This window comes from Hypericibacter adhaerens, from assembly GCF_008728835.1.
GTDB lineage: Bacteria > Pseudomonadota > Alphaproteobacteria > Dongiales > Dongiaceae > Hypericibacter > Hypericibacter adhaerens.
Genome location: NZ_CP042582.1, coordinates 4644341 through 4664189 on the forward strand (window position 1 = coordinate 4644341; position 19849 = coordinate 4664189).

Sequence of the window (19849 nt, forward strand, 5' to 3'; positions counted from 1 at the left end):
TTGTTATGGTTTCGCGACGAACTTGATCTTGCCGTCTTCTCGGATGCGTTCGGCCCTGCCCTGCTCGACGAGCCAGAGCAGATGGGTCTGGATGCAGGCCTCGGCATAGCAGTGGCGCTCGCCGATGCCGGTCGAGACCGTGTAGTTGAGGTCGGTCTTGATCGGCATGACCTCGGGCAGCAGCTCGCTGATCGTCACCGGCTTCTTCTCGCGGCGCAGCACGAACAGCACGCGCGCCTGGGTATCGCGCTGCTGCATCTGCATGTGCTTCATGCGGCGGAAGGAGCTGTCCTTCGAATAAGCCGAGAGTCCGTGGCCCTCCAGCAGCAGCTCCGGCTGGAAATCGATGCAGCGCTGGATCGAGTGCGAATGGGCCTTGGCGTCGCCGATCGGATAGGGCCCGAGCGGCGTTGGGTAATGCATGAGGTCGCCCGGATAGAGCGTGCGGGTGTTCGGGTTCCAGAGCCCGACATGGCCGGGACAGTGGCCCGGCAGATGGACGACCTCGAGCTTGAGCCCGCCGACGTCGAGAACGTCGCCATCCTCGACCGAGCGGTCGACCTCGACCGGGAAGTTCCAGTATTTGCGGACGATCTCGGGATCGGAGAGGCCGAAGCTCTCGCCCGGCTTCAGGTTGAAATCCTCGAGGATCGCCTCGGGCGTGGTGCCGAACCGGGTGATGTTGTCGCGTCGGGTGACGATCATCGGATCCTCGATGATCGGACGGTCGAGCGGATGGCAAACGACCTGCGCGCCATAGCGCTTCTTCAGCATGGCGGCGTTGCCGGTGTGGTCGTAGTGGAAATGGGTAATGAAGATGTATTTGAGCGCGTTCTTCTCCTTGTCGAGCAGCTCGACCAGGAACTCGCCCATGCCGTTGTTGTACTCGGGCAGCGTCCAGTTGCCGCTGTCGATCAGCAGATTCTCGCCCTTGCCGCGGATCAGATAGACGCCGCTCTGGACATAGCCGTCGAGCTCGTCCTCGGCCAGGGGCCCGTGAATCCCGGGAATGCCCCAGCCATCCGGCGTTTCCGCCCAGAAGAAGATCATGTCGCGGGTCCTCCCTCTCTCCAGGTCGAGTGGCTCGTGATCATCAGGCGTGAATCATCAGGCGTTCTTGGGCGCGTAGCGGCGATACCGGACGTCGGCCGTGATCTCGTGGGCGAGCATGCCTTCGACATGGCAGACGCGGCCCATGATGGGCGCGATCCGCCGGCTCGCCTCCGGCGACAGATGCTGATAGGTCACGGTCTTGATGAACTTGCCGGCCCAGAGCCCGCCGGTGTAGCGGGCCGCGCGGCCGGTGGGCAGCGTGTGGTTGGTGCCGACACCCTTGTCCCCATAGGCGACCGTGCATTCCTCGCCGAGGAAGAGGCTGCCATAGTTGCGCAGCTTGGCGAGGTAGAAGTCGAGCCGGCGCGTCATCACCTCGAGATGCTCGGGCGCGTATTCGTCGCTGACGGCAACCGCTTCCTCGTCGCCCTCCACCACCACGATCTCGCCGTTGTCGCGCCAGGCGACCGAAGCGATCTCGGCGGTCGGCAGCGTCTTGAGCTGGAGCTCGATCTCGGCGGCGACCGCCTTGCCGAAGGCTTCGGAGGTCGTGACCAGCCAGGCCGGGCTGTCGGGCCCATGCTCGGCCTGGCCCAAGAGATCGGTCGCGACCAGCGCCGGGTCGGCGCTGTCGTCGGCGATGACGAGGATCTCGGTCGGGCCCGCCATCAGGTCGAGGCCGACCGTGCCGAAGAGCTGGCGCTTGGCCTCGGCGACGAAGGCGTTGCCGGGGCCGGTGATCATGTCCACGGGGCGCATGCCGACGCAGCCATGGGCCATCGCCGCCATCGCCTGCACGCCGCCCAGGGCATAGATCTCGTCGGCGCCCGAGGCATGGAGCGCATAGAGCGTCGGGGGGAAGATCGCGACCCCGTCGCGCGGCGGGGCGCAGGCGGTGATGTAGCCGACGCCCGCGACCCGGGCGGTGCCCACGCTCATGATGGCGGCCGAGACCAGGGGATATTTGCCGCCGGGGATGTAGCAGCCGACCGCCTCGACCGGGATATGCTTCTGGCCCAGCCGGATGCCGTCCTGGGTCTCGACCTCGAACTCGTGCATGGAGTCGCGCTGCCGGCGCGCGAAGTCGGTCACCTGCTGCTTGCAGAAGGCGAAATCCTCCTTGAAGGATTCCGGCAGGCTCGCCGCCACCTTGCGGATCTCGTCCTCGGAGACGCGGAAATCCTTGCCCTGCCAGCGATCGAGCTCGCGCGCATAGCGGGCGACGGCCTCGTCGCGGTTGGCGGCGATGTCCGCCAGCATCCGGCGCACCGTCTCCTCGATGCGGCTCAGATCGCGCGGTGCCTTGGGCGGTGCCTTCTTGATGTATCGACGCATGTCTTTTCACTTGCTCCTGCGGGGCCCTCGAGGATCCCGCATGAATGCAACCCTTTACATTCCGGGATCGAAGATGGGGCCCCGGGCGGAGGGCGTACCGGTCGGGACGCCTTCCGTCGAAGCCAATGAAAGCGAGGGGAAGCCCGCGCGCACGCGAGATTTTCTTGGCGGTGGCACAAGAATCATTTGAGCCCTCCCTGGTCGTGCCCTGCTCAAGGCGCAAGCCCGGCCCCGCATTCTTGGCGGCGGTGGTCCGGATTGCGGAATCGAGTGTAAGCGTTTACATATAAAAGGCAACCACGAAAGCGACCGGTCCACCCGAGCGGTGCTCTCCCTTGCCGCGATGCGGCAGACGCTCATTCGCCGCCGCCCGGCTCCGTGCGCTTCCCTGTTGAACGATCAGCCAAGCCGATGCTGCGTTTGCGGTTTCCGGCAACCGCATTGCAATGGACACGGCGGCGTCTTAGGACATTGCCCATGGCAGACAACAACCCCAAGGCGGCACGGCGCGCCAAGCGCAGCGCTCGTCCGCGCCCTGGCGGCAGCGTCACGATCCATCGCATCGCCGCCGAAGCCGGCGTCTCGACCGCGACCGTCTCGCGCGCGCTCAACCAGCCCGAGAAAGTCAGCGCCGAGGCGCGCGAGCGCATCCAGGCCGCGATCAAGCGCAATCACTATGTGCTCGACGGCTTCGCCGTGGGCCTCGCCTCGCGGCGTTCGCGCACGGTCGGGCTCCTGATCCCCACCATCACCAACTCGATCTACGCCTCGTCGACGCAGGCCGTGCAGCGCATCGCCCAGCAGAAGGGCTACAGCGTGCTGGTCGGCGTCTCCGAATTCTCGCCGGCGCGCGAGGAGGTCCTGATCCAGAAGCTGCTCGAGCGGCGCGTCGACGGGCTGGTCCTGACCGGCGAGGCGCGCTCGGCCGCGACCTATGAGAAGATCCGGCGCAACGGCGTGCCCTTCGTCATCACCTGGCAGCTCACCGCCGATTCCACCCTGCCCTCGGTCTCGTTCGACAACCGCAAGGCCACCATCGCCGCGGTCGAGCATCTGATCGCGCTCGGCCATCGGCGCATCGGGCTCATCTGCGGGCGCACCGACGTCAACGACCGGGCGCTGGCGCGGCGCGAGGCGTTCGAGAGCTGCCTCGCACGGCACGGGCTGCCGGTGGTGGCCGACCTGATCTTCGAGCGCGACTTCGAGTTCGTCGAGGGGCGCAGCGCCATGCATGCGATCCTGCATCACCGCTCGCGCCCGACCGCCGTCTTCTGCGCCAACGACATCCAGGCCATCGGCGCCATGTACGAGTGCCAGGAGGCGGGGGTGAAGGTGCCGGAGCAGATGTCGATCGTGGGCTTCGACGATCTGCCGATCTCGCAATATATGCACCCGCAGCTCACCACCGTCCGCGTGCCCGCGGACGATATGGGACGGCGCGCGACCGAGATGCTGCTGGCGGCGATCGAGGGGAAGCCGGGCGATCAGCGCGTCGAGCTCACCACCGACCTGGTGGTGCGTCGCTCGACCTCGACGCCGGCCCGGCAGAGCCGGGCCTCCTGACGGAGATCAGAACGCGATCTTCCAGCGGCCGTCGGCCATCTGGCAGAAGGGAAGCTGGTAGGTGCGGCCCTCGCCCTTGGTGAAGACATGCTCGACCTGGCCGCAGGGCATGCCGTCGCGGGTGAACACGTCGAGCAGCGTCGCCCGGCCGGCCTTGCCGGAGGCGGGATCCGACCATTCGGCCGTGGCCCCCACTTGCCGCTTCTCCAGCACCTCGCGCACCGCCCCCTTCAGCAGCTCCATGTCCTGGTCGCTGAGCTTGTAGGCGCCGCGGCCGAACGGATCGACCAGGGGCCCCGCCTCGGCCGGCCGCAGGAGGGCCGCGGCCATCGCGGTCACGAGGAGCGCCATCAGGAACATCGGACGAAACGCGAGCGGCATGGTTTCCTCTCAGAGTCCGTTGCAGGGATCCGGTCCGGGCGTGCCGAAGCTCAGCCGCGCCCCACGAAAGGCATCTTGGTCGCCATCACCGTCAGGAACAGCGCATTCGCGTCGGGCGGGAGGCCCGCCATGAACAGCACCGCTTCGACGACATTGCCGACATCCATGGTGGGCTCGGGTGCCAGCGTGCCGTTCGCCTGCGGCACGCCGCTTTTCATCTTGTCGGTCATGTCGGTCGAGGCGTTGCCGATGTCGATCTGGCCGCAGGCGATGTCGTGGACGCGCCCATCGAGCGCGATCGACTTGGTCAGGCCCGTGACGGCATGCTTGGTCGAGGTGTAGGGCGCCGAGTTCGGCCGCGGCGCATGGGCCGAGATCGAGCCGTTGTTGATGATGCGCCCGCCCTTGGGCTGTTGCGCCTTCATGATCCGGAAGGCGGCCTGCGCGCAGAGGAACATGCCCGTCAGATTCACATCGACGACCCGCTTCCAGTCCTCGACCGGGATCTCGTCGAAGGGCACGCCGCGCCCGAAGGTGCCGGCATTGTTGAAGAGCAGGTCGAGGCGACCGAAGGCGGCCTTGGTCCGGTCGAAGAGACGGGCCACCGCCGCGGGGTCGCCCACATCGGCCGCGACCACCAGGCCGCGGCCCGGGCCTTTCTTGCCCAGCGCCGCGGTTTCCTGGAGCGCGTCTTCCCGACGCCCGGCGAGGGCGACGGCGTAGCCCGCCCCGATCAGGCCGAGGGCGACGGCGCGGCCGATGCCGCTGCCCGCGCCCGTCACGACCGCCGCCTTGCCGCCCGTGGTCATCGCTTCACCCCTTGATCCTGCTTCGCCGCCCGGACAAGGCAGCTATCCCAGGGCCGGCGCCTCAGGTCAAGCCGGGTCCCGCCGGCGGGCATCAACCATGCTCTCCCTGCTTCTGAAGGGCTTCGGCTGCCGCGGCCCCGATCGCCTCGGCCGGGATCTTGGCATCGCTCTCGACGCGCACCACCACGCCGCGCCCGACCAGCTCGATCCCGTTCTCGCGGAAGGCGTCGATCAGCTTCTCATAGGCCGCCTTGCGGATCAGGAACTGCGTGCCGGGCTTGGCGATGTATTTGATGCCGATCACGATGGCGCCGTCCTCGACATTGCGGATGCCCTGCGACTTCAGCGGCTCGATGAAGCCGGGCCCCAGCGCCGGGTCGTCCTGCAGCTCCTTGCCGATCTTCTTCACCAGCTTCTTGACCAGATCGAGATCGGTCTCCGGCGTCACGCGGAACTCGAGCCGGATCAGCGCCCAGTCGCGCGTGTAGTTGGTGAGCGACTTCATCTGGCCGAACGGCAGGGTATGGACCTGGCCGCGCTGGTGACGCAGCTTCATCGAGCGCAGCGAGATGCTCTCCACCTGTCCCTTGAGGCTGCCGACCTCGACATAGTCGCCGATGCGGAAGCTGTCCTCGAGCAGGAAGAAGATGCCGGCGAGGATGTCGGCGATGGTCTGCTGCGCGCCGAGCCCGATCGCGATGCCGACCACGCCGGCACCGGCGAGCAGCGGCCCGATCTCCACCCCCATCGAGGCCAGCACGATCATCGCGACCATGAAGACCAGCGTGACCAGGAGGAACTTGCGCAGGAGCGGCAGCAGGGTCGCCAGGCGCTGCGCCTTGGTCGTGACGCCGCCCGCCTTGGCGTTCTCCATCGCGCGGTCGATGGAACGCACGATCAGCGCCCAGCCGACATAGCCCAGCAGCAGCACCACGCCGATATCGAACAGGATGCGGACCGCGTAGCTGCCGATGCCGAGCTGCGCGCTCGGGTCGAAATCCCAGATATGGAAGGTCAGGAGCGCCGCCCCGACGACCAGCACGAACCAGACCGCCCGCATCAGCCGCTGCACCTGCTTCAGCGCCGAGCTTTCGACCGCGGGCGGATCGGCCTGCGGTCCCGTCTCGCCGTCGCCGGCCGCCGCCAGGATGGTCACGCCGTAGAACCGGGCCAGCGGGCGATGGATCAGCCAGGCGATCAGGGGCACCGACAGCAGGATCAGCAGGCTCGCCAGCGCGCGGGGCGCCGTCTGTTCCTGCGCCCGCAGGATGCCGTCCGCGATGACGATCCAGAGGATGGCCAGATAGCCGGTCAGGAGAACCGGCCAGGCATCGACCATCATGTTGCGGCCCTGGTCGAGCGTCAGCCAGTGGCGCAGCCGCTGGGACACCCGGGCGCGATGCCGCCAGGCCGCGGCGATGAGGTAGACGAAGGGAATGAGGCTGAGCGGGAGGGCGAGCGCCACCCGGCTGTCCATGTCGAGCCCCATCGCCCGCAGGATCCGGATCGCGGCCGCGACCGTCACGGTCAGGATCGTGGCGGTCACGAGCAGGCGATGAAGCGCGCGCGCGGCCGCATCGTCCACCGCGAGCAAGCGCATCCCGGCGCTCTGCGTGTCGCAGAAGAAGAGTACGACGCGGCTCACCAGCAGCACGACCGCCACGCTCTTCAGCACGATCATGAGAACCTGCGGTGCCGCCGGATCGACCGGCTCGAAGGCGGCATAGGCGAGTGCGGCGGCCGCGAGGAAGGCCGCGATCTCCACCAGGTCGAGGATCAGCCGGAACACCAGCATGCCGACCGCGACCCGGTCGGCGGCCAGCGCCTGCTCGCGGATGCGCCGGCGCACCGGCATCAGCAGCGCGCGCATCGCCGCCATGCCGACGGCCCCCGCGGCCAGGACGATCACGATGGCGCCGATCCAACGAACGGCCCCGCCCAGCGCCGAACGATCGGCGCCGCGGGAGAAGACCACGGCGAGGCTGTCCGGGAGCGCCGCATAGCTGGCGGGCAGCAATTGCAGCCGCTCGGCATAGATCTTGAGCAGATCGCTCTGGGGTTCCGCAGCGGCGGCCTGCCGCGCCGCCATCTCCCCCAGCAGGCGCTTGCGCAGCGCCTCCCGCAGCGTCTTGTCGCTCGTCACCCCCAGCACCGCGTCGAGCTGCGCCTCGGTCATGCCGTTGGGGAAGGCGGCCAGCACGCTGTCGAGATCGGGCGGCGGCGGTGCCGCGGCCGGGGGCGACTTGGCCTCGGCGAGGCCGGTCAGGCCCAGAAGCAGCAGGGCTGCGAGCAGAAGCCGCCCGGCCCGCGGGAGACGGAGCAAAGGGAGCATCCGCCGCCGCATCGTCATGGCTGCGTGCCTTGCTCGGTCGCCTGCTGCTTCGCCGCCTCGATGGCGAGCCTCTGATCCTCGATGCGCTTGTAGGCGACGAAATACTTGAAGATGTTGCTGACGTAATTGACCGTCTCCTGGCCCACGCTGCGGGCCACCATCACCTCGACATTGTTGAACCACTTGTTGGGGTCGAGCCCCTGCTCGGCGGCCTTCTTGCGCAGGCGGTCGAGGCGGTTGGGCCCGCAATTGTAGCCGGCGAAAGCGAAGAGATGCCGGTTGACCTCGTTGATGGCGGGATCGTTGAAATACTCGTCCACCATGAAGCGCATGTATTTGATGCCGGCCTCGATGTTCCGGTCGGCCACGGTGATGTTCGGGATGTTGATCGGATTGCCGGCGGCCGTCGTCGGCAGAACCTGCATGATGCCGAGCGCGCCCGACGGATTCTTGGCGCTCTGGTCGAGCCGGGATTCCTGATAGCCCTGGGCGATCATCATCAGCCAGTCGAAGTGATACTGGTCCGAATATTTGCGGAAGAAGCCCACCATCTCGTTGAACTTCTTGCGCTCCGCATCGGCGTTCGCATTCTTCACGAACTGGGTCGAAACCAGATAGCGCTTGAGGATCTGGTTGGTCATCGAGGTGCCGACCTTGTGCCGCGAGACGAAGTCGTCGACCACCGCCATCAGCTTCGGGCTGTCCTTGCGGATCGCCCAGGCGATCTGCCCGCCTTCCCGCAGCGTGATATCGGGATGCACCTTGATGTTGGTGAAGACCTTGGACCAGAGCTTGGCCTTGTGCTCGTCCATCACCATGGCCGGGTAGAGGTCGGCATTGACCATCTCGGCGATGGCATCGTCCTCCAGATCCTCGTCGGCGAGCGTGATCGTGACCTCGGGCTTGCCCGCCGCCTTGAACTTCTCGTTCAACGCCAGCAGGCTCTCGTAATAGCTCGAGGACTGGCGCACCACGACTTCCTTGCCCGAAAGATCGTCGATCGTGGCGATCGGCGGCGAGCCGGGTCCCGTGATCAGCACCTCCTTCACCGTGTCGGCGAAAGGCGTCGAGAAATCGACATGCTTGAGGCGGTCGTCCGTGATCGTCAGGTTGGCCGCGGCGATGTCGCCGATTCCTTCCTCGAGGCCGGAGATCAGCCTGTCCCGGCTGACGGGCAGGAAGATGACATGGACGCGGTCGAGCAGCTTGAGGCCGAGCTTCTTGTTGAGCTCGTCCTCGAAGATCTTCATCGTGTCGTACGTGACCCCGCGCTCGCGGTATTTGTCGGTGAAATAGTTGATCCGGTTGTAGGTGGTGAGCACGCGGATGAAGCGGCGCTTCACCATCTCGTCGAAATCGCCCTTCCAGGGCTTGAGCGCGGCCTGGACCAGCGCGTCGACCGCCTTCTCCTCGGCGCTCTCGGGTGGCGCCGCGGTTTCGTCCGTGCCCATCGCGGCACGGGCCGCGGGGGCCAGCGTCATCGCCAGGGCGACAAGGGCGGCCGCGAGAAGGCTCTTCGGCAAAGCCAATCTGCAGCGACGGCTCAGGAGCGGCGCCAGGGTCGCAAGGCACCGCTCAGACGAAGCGAGAGCAAAGGCGAACATTGCGGAACTCCCATCCACGGACCCAGGACCCGGCCCGGCCATTCCATTCTATCATCGAATGGCGAAACCGCGGCTATCCGGCTTTCCCCTTAGCCGGGCCTTGACGGGCATTTTCTGAGAATTGAATCCAGGCCCGGCATGGGGCCGCGGGTCCGATCCGGGAGCGGCCGGGCAGCCGGCATCTTGTCAAAGGGCGCGCCGTGCCACAGGGTCTCCTCCCCGCCGGTTCCCCCGGACCGAGGGCGAAGGAACGAAACGACAAGGCAGCAGCATGGCAGGCGAGCGGCGACAGGAAACGACAGCGATCCGGCATCAACCCCTGCGGTTGGCCGTGATCGGCCTCGGCAATATCGCGCGCTCGATGATCGAGCTCTGCTGGCGCGAAGGCGGAGGCCGGGTCGCGCTGGTGGGAGTCCTGGTCCGCGCGCCACGCGCGGCCGAAGCCGAAGCCTGGCTCGGCGGACGCGCGCCGGTGACGACCAGCGTCCCCGACCTGCTGGCGGTCCGCCCCGACATCGTCGCCGAATGCGCCGGCCACGCGGCCTTGAAAGTCTTCGGCGAGCCGGTCTTGGAGGCAGGTTGCGATCTGGTCACGCTCGCGTCCGGCGCCTTCTCGGATCGCGCCTTCGAGGCGCGCATGCGCGCCCTCAGCCGGGAACGGGGCCGGCGCATCCTGGTGCCGTCGGGCGCCATCGTCGGCATCGACGGGCTGGCCGCCGCGCGCCATGGCGGGCTCACCCGCGTGGTCTATAGCGGCACGAAGCCGGTCAATGCCTGGCGCGGCACGGCGGCGGAGACGGCCGTCGATCTCGACGGCTTGACAGAACCCGCGACCTTTTTCGAAGGCAGCGCGCGCGAGGCCTCGAGCCGCTATCCGATGAACGCCAACGTCACCGCCACGGTGGCGCTCGCCGGCATCGGCTTCGACGAGACCCGGGTCCGGCTGATCGCCGACCCGGCGGCGCGCGGCAATCTGCACGCGCTCGACTATGAGGGCGCGTTCGGCCATGCGCGGATCGAGATCCAGGGCAGGCCGTCGCCGACCAACCCGAAGACCTCGATGCTCACCGCCTTCAGCCTGTGGCGAACGCTGATCGACGAGGCCGGGGCCGCCATCCGGGTGGGCTGAGAGACCGGTTCCGGCGCCATCGGCTATGCAGAGCCAGCGTTCTCATTTTGGCAACGCTAGTTTCTATTAATTGCTCTTGTCAGAACGCTGGCCTGATTTAGCCTCTCTCGCAGAGGGGAGTGTGCGAGAGAACCGGCCAACGGTCCTCGCGGCATGCGCGATCACGCGACGGGCTGCGGTGCTTCGGGCTTTTGGCGACGTCCTGCGCGGGTTCTTCCGCATCGAATTGAGCCGCGGAGATCGAGGACCGCCATGCCGTTCGCGAACAGTGGAGGCGCCAGAATCCACTACGTCGTGGAGGGCGAGGGTAACGCGATCCTGCTCGTGCCCGGGCTGGGCGGCAGCACGCGCCAGCTGGCCAAAATCAGCGCCGAGCTGGCCTCGACCCATCGCGTCGTCACGGTCGATCCGCGCGGCGCCGGCCAGAGCGACAAGCCCGACCTGCGCTATGACGGCGCCCTGCTCGCCGCGGACATGGCGGCGGTGCTCGACGATGCCGGCATCGGCCAAGCCGATTTCGTCGGCATCTCCTTCGGCGGCATGATCGGCCAGGAGCTGGCCCTGCGCTTCCCGGACCGCCTGCGTTCGCTGCTGCTGGCCTCCTCCTATGTCAAGTCCGACGCCTGGACCGACCGCATGTGGCAGGTGCGCGAGACGCTGATCGAGAAGCTCGGCCTCGCCGAGCATTTCAAGCTGGCGGTAATGTTCCTGTTCTCGCCGCGCGCCTTCCGCGACGACGCCGAGACGGTGGCGATGGTGGAGGCCGCGGTCGGCGCCAATCCGCCCGATCCCGTCGGCTACAGGCGCCAGCTCGAGTTCTGCCGCGACCACGACGCGAGCGCGCGCCTGGGCAAGGTCGCGCTCCCGACCCTGGTGCTCCAGGGCGCGGACGACATCCTGGCCTCGCCGATCCAGGGCCGCGAGCTGGCCGGGGCCATCCCCGGCGCCCGGTTCCAGGAAGTGCCCGAGGCCGCCCATCTCTTCATGCTGTCGCGACCGGCCGAGTTCGCCCGGACGATCCGCGATTTCCATGCCGGGATCGGGCGCCGCGCGACGGCGAAAAAGGCGGTGTGAGGCAAGGAATATCGAGGAACAGGGGAACGCCTCGACGGTTCGCAAATCGCGATCCCCGGCAGCGGAGCGACGAAGGAAAACAACCATGGCCAAGGAGCAATCGAACATGGGCGGTATCTTGGGAGGAGTGACGAGGCGGCGGTTCGGCAAGATCGCCGGCGGCGCCTTGATCGGCGGCGCGGTGATGGGCGGGCCCTGGATCATCAAGGCGCGCGGCGAGGAGACGATCAAGCTGGGCGGTCTGTTCCACATGACGGGCGGCGGCTCGATCTGGGGCCCGATGATGCAGCAATGCATGGGGCTCGCGGTCGACCAGATCAACGACGGCGGCGGCGTGCTCGGGCGCAAGCTCGAGATGATCTCCGAGGACGATGCCACCAGCACCGACGTGGTGGTCCAGAAGGGCACCAAGCTGGTGCAGAAGGATGGCGTCAAGGCGATGTTCGGCATCGTCTATTCGAGCGTGCGCGCGGCCCTGGCCGCGAACGTCGCCGAGCGCTTCAAGGTCCCCTACTTCTACCCGACCTACTGGGAGAGCAAGACCTCCTGCGGGCGCTACTTCATCTCGATGGGCGCCATTCCGAACCAGCAGCTCGACTTCTTCATCCCGTTCCTGATCGAGAAGTTCGGCCCCAACTTCTACTGCGTCGGCCAGGACTACAACTGGCCGCAGGTCTCGATCGAATATATCGAGAACCTCCTGCCGCAGCATGGCGGCAAGCTGGTGGGCAAGGAGTTCGTGCCGTTCGACCAGAGCGACTGGTCCTCGATCATCCAGCGCATCAAGGGGGCGAAGCCCAGCGTGTTCTTCCCCTTCATCGGCGGCAACGGGCTGATCGCCTGCCTCAAGCAGTATTACGATTTCGGCTTCGACGGCACCGCGGTCGCGGCGACGCTGATGGACGAGATGTATGTGCCGGCCTTCGAGCCCGAGCTGCGCAAGGGCATGCATTGCTCCGTCTCCTACCTGATGGAGCAGGACAACCCCGTCAACAAGGCCTTCGTCGCCGCCTTCAAGAAGAAGTACGGCGCCGACGCCATCCTCAACAATATGGGCGAGGGCCTCTATGACAGCGTCCAGGTCTGGAAGCTGGCGGTGGAGAAGGCCGGCTCCTTCGACATCGAGAAGACGGTCGATGCCCTGGGCGGCATCACCTACAACGCGCCCCAGGGCGAGATCAGCATCGACGGCAAGTCGAACCATGCGGCGCTGCACCAGATCATCGCCGAGGTGCGGGCGGACGGCGGCTTCACCATCCTGAAGGATTTCGGTAAGGTCGCCGCCAAGACCGAATGTTCCGTGGGCTAAGGTCCGCGTTCCTGACCTGCCAAAGCCGGAGGGGCCGCGCGGCCCCTCCCGCGATTTGTCTCCGCATGCCGCCGGCCTGCCGCTCGAGGTGATCCCCCCGTGGAGCCTGTCCTCATCCAGTTGCTCAACGGGTTGAGCATCGCCACCATCCTGATCCTGGTCTCGCTGGGGCTGGCCGTGATCTTCGGCATGCTCGGCATCATCAACCTCGCCCATGGCGAGTTCTTCATGCTGGGCGCCTATTGCGTCGCCACCGCGACCGCCTGGGGCGTCTCGCCCTGGTGGGGCATCGCCGCGGCCCCGATCGTGGTCGGCCTGGTCGGCATGGCGGCGCAGCAGACCATCATCAAGCCGCTCTATCGCCGCCCGCTCGACACGCTGCTCGCGACCTGGGGCCTCTCGATCGTGATCCGGCAGGTGGTACGGCTGATCTACGGCTCGGGCCAGATGATGGCGGGCTCGCTCATCACCGGCAGCACCCACATCTTCGGCTTCGGCTATCCGACCTACCGGCTCTTCATCATCCTGGTGACGGCGGCGATCGTGGCTCTCACCTTCCTGCTCTATTTTCGCAGCGATTTCGGCCTGCGCATCCGCATGGTGATCGCCAACCGCTCGATGGCGGGCGCCCTCGGCGTCAACACCCAGTCGACCGACCTCTGGGCCTTCGGCATCGCCGCCGCCATGGTGGGTTTCGCCGGCGCCATCATGAGCCCGCTCGTCGTCATCAATCCCGAGATGGGGCTCGAATATCTCTCCCGCGCCTTCATCGTCGTCATCATCGGCGGCATCGGTCATCTCTACGGCGTGATCGCGGGCGGTGTCGCCTTCGGCGGCGCCGAGGCGGCGCTCTCCTTCTATCTGCGGCCCGTCGTGGCGCAGATCCTGGTCGTGCTCATCGCGGTGGTGCTGATCCGCGTCCGGCCGCAGGGCCTGACCGGCGGGTCGCGGGGCTGACGCCATGGCGAGCGTGACGATCCGTCCGGCACCCGCACGGCCGCTCGCCGGCCGCCTCGTCGCCTCGGCGGTGCTGCTGTTCCTGCTCGTCTTCCCGGCCATCGCCAGCGACTACGAGGTGGGGCTGCTGGGCAAGTTCCTGGTGTTCGGCATCTTCGCGCTCAGCCTCGACCTGATCTGGGGCTTCAGCGGCGTGGTCAATTTCGGCCATGCCATCTTCTTCGGCGCCGGCGCCTACGCGATGGGGATCCTGCTCAAGGCCCTGCCCTTCGCCGGCGCCACCTATCTCGCCATGCTGGGCGGCGTGCTGTTCCCGGCGCTGCTGGCGCTGGTGATGGGCTATTTCCTCTTCTATGGGCGCGTCTCGGGCGTGTTCTTCGGGGTGGTGACACTGGCGCTCACCGGTGCCGCGCACTCGATCATCATCGTCAATGGCAGCCTGACCGGCGGCATGAACGGGCTCTACGGCTATCCCGAGCCGAAGCTCGGCATTCCGGGCTTGTGGGAGATCTCCTGGTACGACGCCAACGTCTCCTACTACACCGCCGTCATCGGCAGCGTCGGCTGCCTCGCCTTCTCGCGCTGGCTGGTGAAGAGCGATTTCGGGCGGGCCATCGGCGCCATCCGCGAGAACGAGGACCGCGCCGCCTTCCTCGGCTACGACGTGCCGCAGATCAAGCTCATCATCTTCACCATCGCCTGCGCCATGGCGGGGCTGAGCGGCGTGCTCTATGTGCCGATCGGCTTCATCTCGCCCGACCTCATCGGCATCGCCATGTCGGCCTCGGTGCTGGTCTGGGTCGCGGTCGGCGGGCGGGGCACGCTGATCGGCGCCTTCATCGGGGCTCTCCTGGTGAACTATCTGCAGACGCTGCTGTCCGACGCCTTCGTGGTGCTGTGGCTCCTGCTGGTCGGCCTCTTCTTCATCCTGGTCGTGCTGTTCTGGCCGGGCGGTATCGTCGGCCTGGCGCGCCATGAGAGCCTGCGCGCCTGGCTGCGCAAGCGGGGGCTGGTGGCATGACCGCCGACGCCATGCTCGACATCCGCAAGCTCAACAAGCGGTTCGGCGGGCTCGCCATCTTCTCCGACCTCAACCTCACGGTCGGCAAGGGCGAGCTGCGCTGCATCATCGGGCCCAACGGCGCCGGCAAGACCACGCTCTTCAATCTGATCACGGGCCGGCTGCGCTCGGATTCGGGCGAGATCCGCTTCGAGGACCGCGACATCTGCCGCCTGCCGGTGCATGAGATCACCCGGCTCGGCATCGGCCGCAAGTTCCAGGCGCCCTCCGTGTTCGAGGAGATGACGGTCTGGGACAACCTGATCGTCGCCGGCACCGGCCATCGCCGGGCCCGCCGGCTCTTCACCACCCGGCTCGAATCCGATCTCGCCGAGCGGGCCGAGCGCGTGCTGGACAGCGTGCGCCTCGCCCCTCGCCGCGACGAGCTGGCGGGCAGCCTGTCGCACGGGCAGAAGCAATGGCTGGAGATCGGGATCGTGATGCTGAACGACCCGCGCCTCGTGCTGCTGGACGAGCCCACGGCCGGCATGACCGTGGCCGAGACCGCCGAGACCGCCGACCTGATCCAGGAGGTCTTCAAGGACCGCACCGCCATCATCATCGAGCACGACATCAGCTTCGTGCGCCGGCTCGACAGCCGCGTCACCGTGCTCAACCGCGGCGGCGTCATGAAGGAAGGCAGCTTCGAGGAAGTCGCCGCCGACGCCGCCGTGCGCAAGGCCTATCTGGGCGAGGAGGCCTGATGCTGCTCGAGCTCGACCAGGTCGAGGTCGCCTATGGCCAGAGCCTGATCTGCCAGGGGGTGAGCCTCGCCGTCGACCGCCAGGAGGTGGTCTGCCTGCTCGGCCGCAACGGCGTGGGCAAGACCACGCTGATGCGCAGCCTGATGGGGATCCTGCCCAACCGCGCCGGCCGCATCCTGTTCGACGGCCAGGACGTCAGCGGCCTGCCGAGCCATGAACGCGCCCGCCGCGGCATGGCCTATGTGCCCCAGGGCCGCCTGGTCTTCCCGCAGCTGACCGTGGCCGAGAACCTGCGCAGCGGGACGCTGATCGGCGGCACGGGCGGCGGCCGGAGCGGCTTCGGCCCGGTGGACGACAGCGTCTTCGGTTATTTCCCGATCTTGCGGGAACGGCTGGGCCAGCGCGCGGGCACGCTCAGCGGCGGCGAGCAGCAGATGCTGGCGCTGGGCCGGGCGCTGGCGGCCCAGCCCCGGCTCCTGCTGCTGGACGAGCCGTCGGAGGGCATCCAGCCCTCGATCGTCCAGCAGATCCGCGACCTCATCGCCCGTATCGCCCGGGAGCGGAACCTGGCGGTGCTGCTGGTCGAGCAGAACCTCAAGTTCGCGACCGGCGCCTCGACCCGCGGCTATGTCATGGACAAGGGCCGGATCGTCGCGGCAGGCAGCGTCGCCGAGCTTGCCAAGGACGCGGTGGTCTCGCAGCATCTGACCTTCGTCGAAGAGCGGCGCCAGACGGCCTGACCCCGGAGCGGTTCCCATGAAGCATGTTCTGATCACCGGCTGTTCCTCCGGCCTGGGGGAGGCGGCCGTTTTGCGGCTGGCCAAGGCCGGCTACCGCGTCACCGGCACCGTCCGGCGCCAGACCGACGCCGACCGGCTGGCGGCCGCGGCCGGGCCCGATGCGAGCTGGATCCTGATGGAGGTGACCGACGACCGCTCGGTGCGCGACGGGCTGGGCGGGCTGATCGAGCGGCGCGGCGCGCCCGACGTGCTGGTCAACAATGTCGGCGTGCCCTGCCTGGGCTCGATGGAGGAGCTGCGCATCCCGGATTTCCGCGCCGCCCTCGAGACCAACGTGATCGGGGCGCTCAGGGTCTATCAGGCGGTGGCGCCCGCCATGCGCCGGCGCGGCTCGGGCCAGATCGTCAATCTCAGCTCCTCGATCGGCAAGGCGGCGCTCCCGATCTATGGCGGCTATTGCGCCACCAAGTTCGCGCTCGAGGCCATGAGCGAGGCGATGCGCTACGAGCTGGCGCCCTTCGGCGTGGCCGTGAACATCCTCGAGCCCGGCATCATCGCGACCGCCTTCCGCAACAAGAAGCAGGCGCAGCGCAACGACCGCATCCCGGCCAACTCCCCCTATGGCAACCGGCTGGACAACCCCGCGCCGCCCGACCTGATGCAGCGGATCAGCACGCCCGAGGAGGTGGCGGCCGCCCTGCAGCAGCTCATCGAGACGCCCCAGGGCGAATTCCGCCGCGTCTGCGGCCGCGATGCCGAGGCCTTCCTCGAGGCGCGCCGGAAGCTCGATGACGGCGCCTTCGAGCGCCACCTCACCGGCAAGGGCTACGCCGCGATCCTTTGACCGGGATTTCGCCTATTCGGCGACGGCCGCGTGGCGATGGCTCTGCGGCGGGGGCGGCGCCTTGTGATATTGGCCGTCCTTCATGATCATGAGGATGCGGTCGCGATCGAGGAACAGCGCGAGATTCGACAGGGGATCGCCGTCGACCATGATCAGGTCGGCGAGATATCCCGGCTTGACCCGCCCCAGCTTCTCGACCCCATAGGCCTCGCCGCCATAGGCCGTGGCGGCGCGCAAGGCCTCCCAGGGCGCATAGCCGAAATAATTCACCATATGCTGCAGGTCGCGCGCGTCGGTGCCGAGCGGGATCATCTTGAAGCCGTAATCGCCGAAGGGCAGCACCTTGATGCCGGCTTCCCGCATCTTGGTCATGTTCTCGATGGTGGCGTCGAACTCGCGCTTGTTGCCGATGCGCTCCGAGATCTCCTGGGTGATGCCCCAGGGCTCGCCTTCGAAATGCATGTTGTAGCGCAGCCCGAAGGCCGGCGTGACGTAGTGCTTGTCCTTGACCTTCTCCAGCGCCTCGATCGTGCGATCGGTCACGAAGGTCGCGTGATAGATGAACTCGACCCCGTACTGGATGCATTGCGCGACCGAGCTGTCGGCATGGGCGTGGGCGGCGAGCCTACGACCCAGATTGGTCGTCGTCTCGCAGATGGCGCGCACCTCCTCCTCCGTCATCGGATTGGTGATCGAGCCGACCTTGGGATAGCAGAAGGAATCGCCGGAATTGTTGAACTTGATCAGGTCCACGCCCTCGCGGACCATGGCGCGCACGATCTGGCGGAAGCCGTCGGGGCTGTCGGCCACGAGGCCGTTGGCGGGGATCTGCCGGCCCCACATATTGCCGTCGGCAAGGCCGCCCGAGACGGTGAGCTCGGGCGAGGTGGCGAGCATCCGGGGGCCCGGGATGCGGCCGGCATTGATCTCGTTGCGCAGCACGATGTCGAGGCGCGGCTTGGCGGCGGCCCCGCTGACGATGGCGGTGAAGCCGTAATCGAGCGCGGTCCTGGCGTTGTAGGACGCCTCCATCATGTTCTCTTCGATCGGCATGCGGCCGATCTCCTCCAGCGTCGTCACCGCCGGATAGCTCAGATGGCCGTGGGTGTTGACGAAGCCCGGCATCAGGGTGGCGCCACCGCCGTCGACCACGCTCTTGCCGTCGCGCGAGAGCCGCTCGCCGCCCTTGGCGACGGCATGGATGCGGTTGCCCTGGATCTCGACCTCGCCCGGCTGGAGGCGGTCGCTCACCCCGTCGAAGATGCGGACATTCGTGAAGACGGTGTTCTGCATGGCGTCTCTCCTCCCGGCCCTGCCGGATCTCCGCCCGACCTGTCCCAAGCCTAGCACCCGCGGGCTCGTCCGCGGGAGCCCCCTCCGGCATCAGTTGTAGTTCACCACCAGGAACTTGATGTCGGTCATCTCTTCCATCGCGAAGCGGGTGCCCTCGCGCCCGAAGCCCGATTCCTTCCAGCCGCCGAAGGGCATGTTGTCGATGCGATAGATCGGCACGTCGTTGATCATGAGCCCGCCTACGTCCCAATCCTCCAGCGCCCTCAGCGCCGCGCGGAGATCGTTGGTGAAGAGGCCGCCCTGGAGGCCGTAGCGGCTGTCATTGGCCTTGCGCACGCCCTCCTCGATCGAATCGATCGGGTTCAAGGTCATCACCGGCCCGAAGATCTCCTCGCATTCGACCAGCATGTCGGGCTTGGTGCCTTCGATGACGGTGGGGGCGATGACATTGCCATGCCGCACGCCGCCGGCGATGATCTTGGCTCCGCCGTCCCGCGCCGCCTTGATCCAGCTCTCGATCCGGTCGGCCGACCTGCTGTCGATCACGGGGCCGACATCCATCCCCTCCTCCAGCGGATTGCCGACCTTGCAGGAAGCGATCCGCTCCAGGAGCTTCTGCCGGAAGGCATCGTAGACGGAGCGCAGCACCATGATGCGCTGCACGCCGATGCAGTACTGACCGCCATAGACGATGCCGCCCCGCACGCAGCGCGCGGCGGCATAGCCCAGATCGGCATCGGCCGCGACGATGACGGCACCATTGCCGCCCAGCTCCAGCGCCACCTTCTTGCGGCCGGCGATCGATTTGATGTGCCAGCCGACCTTGGCGCTGCCGGTGAAGGTCACCATGGCGAAGCGCTCGTCCTTGACCATGGTCTCGGCCAGCGCCACCGGGCAATGCACGACCGAGACGGCACCCTTGGGCAGGCCCGCCTCCTCCAGCGCCTCCACCAGCTTCAGCGAGGTCAGCGGCGTCTGGGGCGCGGGCTTGATCACCACGCTGTTCCCCACCGCGAGCGCCGGCGCCACCTTGTGCACCACGAGGTTGAGCGGGAAGTTGAAGGGAGCGATCGCCAGGATCGGCCCGATCGGAAAACGGCGGGCGAGGCCGAGGCGCCGGCGCAGGCCCGCCAGCTGCTCGAGATCGGCCTTGGCGAGGTCGAGGGCGCCGCCGTCGCTGCGGGTGCCCTGATACTCGAACACGCCGCCATCCATATCCAGCGGCACCTCGCTGCCGGCGAAGGCACGCGCCTCCGCGGCCGCGTTGCGCAGGTTGAAGACCGCGCGCGAGACCTCGCCGCGCGCGTCGAAGAGCGGCTTGCCCGCTTCCTGGGCGATCAACCGGGCCAACTCCTCCTTGCGGTTGCCGATGATCACGGCGGTACGCTCGAGGATGTCGGAGCGCACGAACCGCGGCAGCCGGCGCATCACCTGGAAGCTCTTCTCGGCCTGGACGATCGCCGCCTCGATCTGGATCTCGTTGGCGACGGGCATCTGCCCGACCTCACTGCCGTCGAAGGGCGAACGGATGCTCTCGACGGGCGTCCCTTTGCGGGCGTCTGGGGCGCGATGCTGGTTCATGGATCTGGCTTGGGTCCCGTGGCTGGGCGAAAGGAATGGGGGACCGGGGCAGGAATGAAGCGACTACCCGGACAGTCGGGA

The 19849-nt window shown here is 67.4% G+C and carries 17 protein-coding genes; 9 read left to right on the plus strand and 8 right to left on the minus strand.

The window, feature by feature from the left end; translation table 11 throughout:
* Positions 1-3 precede the first annotated feature (3 nt).
* The gene (locus FRZ61_RS20795) at positions 4-1050 is read right to left on the minus strand and encodes an MBL fold metallo-hydrolase (protein ID WP_151119535.1); all 1047 of its coding nucleotides are present in this window, start codon (positions 1048-1050) and stop codon (positions 4-6) included.
* A gap of 57 nt (positions 1051-1107) precedes the next feature.
* Positions 1108-2388, minus strand: coding sequence for a histidinol dehydrogenase (gene hisD, locus FRZ61_RS20800; RefSeq protein WP_151119536.1), 1281 nt, complete (start codon positions 2386-2388; stop codon positions 1108-1110).
* 477 nt (positions 2389-2865) lie between these two features.
* Between hisD and FRZ61_RS20805 the strand changes: the two genes are divergently transcribed.
* Positions 2866-3951 (plus strand): LacI family DNA-binding transcriptional regulator, encoded by a 1086-nt coding sequence (locus tag FRZ61_RS20805; RefSeq protein ID WP_191909133.1) that lies wholly within the window; start codon positions 2866-2868, stop codon positions 3949-3951.
* Between the two features lie 6 nt (positions 3952-3957).
* Here the strand turns inward: FRZ61_RS20805 and FRZ61_RS20810 are convergent, their stop codons facing one another.
* The 4 genes from FRZ61_RS20810 to FRZ61_RS20825 form a co-directional block, all read right to left on the minus strand.
* On the minus strand, positions 3958-4332 hold the full coding sequence (locus tag FRZ61_RS20810) for a hypothetical protein (protein WP_151119538.1): 375 nt from the start codon (positions 4330-4332) through the stop codon (positions 3958-3960).
* 50 nt (positions 4333-4382) lie between these two features.
* Positions 4383-5141, minus strand: a complete 759-nt coding sequence (locus tag FRZ61_RS20815) for an SDR family oxidoreductase (RefSeq protein ID WP_151119539.1) — start codon at positions 5139-5141, stop codon at positions 4383-4385.
* Between the two features lie 91 nt (positions 5142-5232).
* Positions 5233-7464 carry a mechanosensitive ion channel family protein gene (locus FRZ61_RS20820; protein ID WP_191909134.1) on the minus strand — a complete coding sequence of 744 codons (2232 nt, stop codon included), beginning with the start codon at positions 7462-7464 and terminating at the stop codon, positions 5233-5235.
* Positions 7465-7487: 23 nt separating this feature from the next.
* A complete protein-coding gene (locus tag FRZ61_RS20825; protein WP_191909135.1) occupies positions 7488-8996 on the minus strand; it encodes an MltF family protein in 1509 nt (502 codons plus the stop codon).
* Between the two features lie 352 nt (positions 8997-9348).
* Here FRZ61_RS20825 and FRZ61_RS20830 point away from each other — a divergent pair, with 352 nt between their 5' ends.
* From FRZ61_RS20830 to FRZ61_RS20865, 8 genes are all read left to right on the plus strand, one after another.
* Positions 9349-10206: an aspartate dehydrogenase gene (locus tag FRZ61_RS20830; protein ID WP_151119542.1), complete on the plus strand. Its 858-nt coding sequence runs from the start codon at positions 9349-9351 to the stop codon at positions 10204-10206.
* A gap of 252 nt (positions 10207-10458) precedes the next feature.
* Positions 10459-11280, plus strand: coding sequence for an alpha/beta fold hydrolase (locus FRZ61_RS20835; protein WP_225308926.1), 822 nt, complete (start codon positions 10459-10461; stop codon positions 11278-11280).
* Positions 11281-11365: 85 nt separating this feature from the next.
* On the plus strand, positions 11366-12589 hold the full coding sequence (locus tag FRZ61_RS20840) for a substrate-binding protein (RefSeq protein ID WP_191909137.1): 1224 nt from the start codon (positions 11366-11368) through the stop codon (positions 12587-12589).
* 99 nt (positions 12590-12688) lie between these two features.
* Positions 12689-13546, plus strand: a complete 858-nt coding sequence (locus FRZ61_RS20845) for a branched-chain amino acid ABC transporter permease (RefSeq protein ID WP_151119545.1) — start codon at positions 12689-12691, stop codon at positions 13544-13546.
* A gap of 4 nt (positions 13547-13550) precedes the next feature.
* The gene (locus tag FRZ61_RS20850) at positions 13551-14567 is read left to right on the plus strand and encodes an ABC transporter permease subunit (protein WP_151119546.1); all 1017 of its coding nucleotides are present in this window, start codon (positions 13551-13553) and stop codon (positions 14565-14567) included.
* Positions 14564-15310, plus strand: coding sequence for an ABC transporter ATP-binding protein (locus FRZ61_RS20855; protein ID WP_151119547.1), 747 nt, complete (start codon positions 14564-14566; stop codon positions 15308-15310). The genes FRZ61_RS20850 and FRZ61_RS20855 overlap by 4 nt, the downstream gene beginning before the upstream one ends.
* The gene (locus FRZ61_RS20860) at positions 15310-16050 is read left to right on the plus strand and encodes an ABC transporter ATP-binding protein (protein WP_151119548.1); all 741 of its coding nucleotides are present in this window, start codon (positions 15310-15312) and stop codon (positions 16048-16050) included. The genes FRZ61_RS20855 and FRZ61_RS20860 overlap by 1 nt, the downstream gene beginning before the upstream one ends.
* Before the next feature lie 16 nt (positions 16051-16066).
* Positions 16067-16894 (plus strand): SDR family oxidoreductase, encoded by an 828-nt coding sequence (locus FRZ61_RS20865; RefSeq protein ID WP_151119549.1) that lies wholly within the window; start codon positions 16067-16069, stop codon positions 16892-16894.
* A gap of 12 nt (positions 16895-16906) precedes the next feature.
* Here FRZ61_RS20865 and FRZ61_RS20870 read toward each other — a convergent pair whose 3' ends face one another.
* Both FRZ61_RS20870 and FRZ61_RS20875 read right to left on the minus strand, forming a co-directional pair.
* A complete protein-coding gene (locus FRZ61_RS20870; RefSeq protein ID WP_151119550.1) occupies positions 16907-18187 on the minus strand; it encodes an amidohydrolase family protein in 1281 nt (426 codons plus the stop codon).
* Positions 18188-18277: 90 nt separating this feature from the next.
* Positions 18278-19681, minus strand: a complete 1404-nt coding sequence (locus FRZ61_RS20875) for an aldehyde dehydrogenase family protein (RefSeq protein WP_407657863.1) — start codon at positions 19679-19681, stop codon at positions 18278-18280.
* Positions 19682-19849 lie beyond the last annotated feature (168 nt).

Bases quoted from the DNA above. Each gene is read 5' to 3' on its own strand.
- FRZ61_RS20855 (WP_151119547.1), top strand. From the start codon at position 14,564: ATGACCGCCGACGCCATGCTCGACATCCGCAAGCTCAACAAGCGGTTC.
- FRZ61_RS20805 (WP_191909133.1), top strand. From the start codon at position 2,866: ATGGCAGACAACAACCCCAAGGCGGCACGGCGCGCCAAGCGCAGCGCT.
- FRZ61_RS20860 (WP_151119548.1), top strand. From the start codon at position 15,310: ATGCTGCTCGAGCTCGACCAGGTCGAGGTCGCCTATGGCCAGAGCCTG.
- FRZ61_RS20850 (WP_151119546.1), top strand. From the start codon at position 13,551: ATGGCGAGCGTGACGATCCGTCCGGCACCCGCACGGCCGCTCGCCGGC.
- FRZ61_RS20870 (WP_151119550.1), bottom strand. From the start codon at position 18,187: ATGCAGAACACCGTCTTCACGAATGTCCGCATCTTCGACGGGGTGAGC.
- FRZ61_RS20830 (WP_151119542.1), top strand. From the start codon at position 9,349: ATGGCAGGCGAGCGGCGACAGGAAACGACAGCGATCCGGCATCAACCC.
- hisD (WP_151119536.1), bottom strand. From the start codon at position 2,388: ATGCGTCGATACATCAAGAAGGCACCGCCCAAGGCACCGCGCGATCTG.
- FRZ61_RS20795 (WP_151119535.1), bottom strand. From the start codon at position 1,050: ATGATCTTCTTCTGGGCGGAAACGCCGGATGGCTGGGGCATTCCCGGG.
- FRZ61_RS20865 (WP_151119549.1), top strand. From the start codon at position 16,067: ATGAAGCATGTTCTGATCACCGGCTGTTCCTCCGGCCTGGGGGAGGCG.
- FRZ61_RS20875 (WP_407657863.1), bottom strand. From the start codon at position 19,681: ATGCCCGTCGCCAACGAGATCCAGATCGAGGCGGCGATCGTCCAGGCC.
- FRZ61_RS20835 (WP_225308926.1), top strand. From the start codon at position 10,459: ATGCCGTTCGCGAACAGTGGAGGCGCCAGAATCCACTACGTCGTGGAG.
- FRZ61_RS20840 (WP_191909137.1), top strand. From the start codon at position 11,366: ATGGCCAAGGAGCAATCGAACATGGGCGGTATCTTGGGAGGAGTGACG.
- FRZ61_RS20815 (WP_151119539.1), bottom strand. From the start codon at position 5,141: ATGACCACGGGCGGCAAGGCGGCGGTCGTGACGGGCGCGGGCAGCGGC.
- FRZ61_RS20810 (WP_151119538.1), bottom strand. From the start codon at position 4,332: ATGCCGCTCGCGTTTCGTCCGATGTTCCTGATGGCGCTCCTCGTGACC.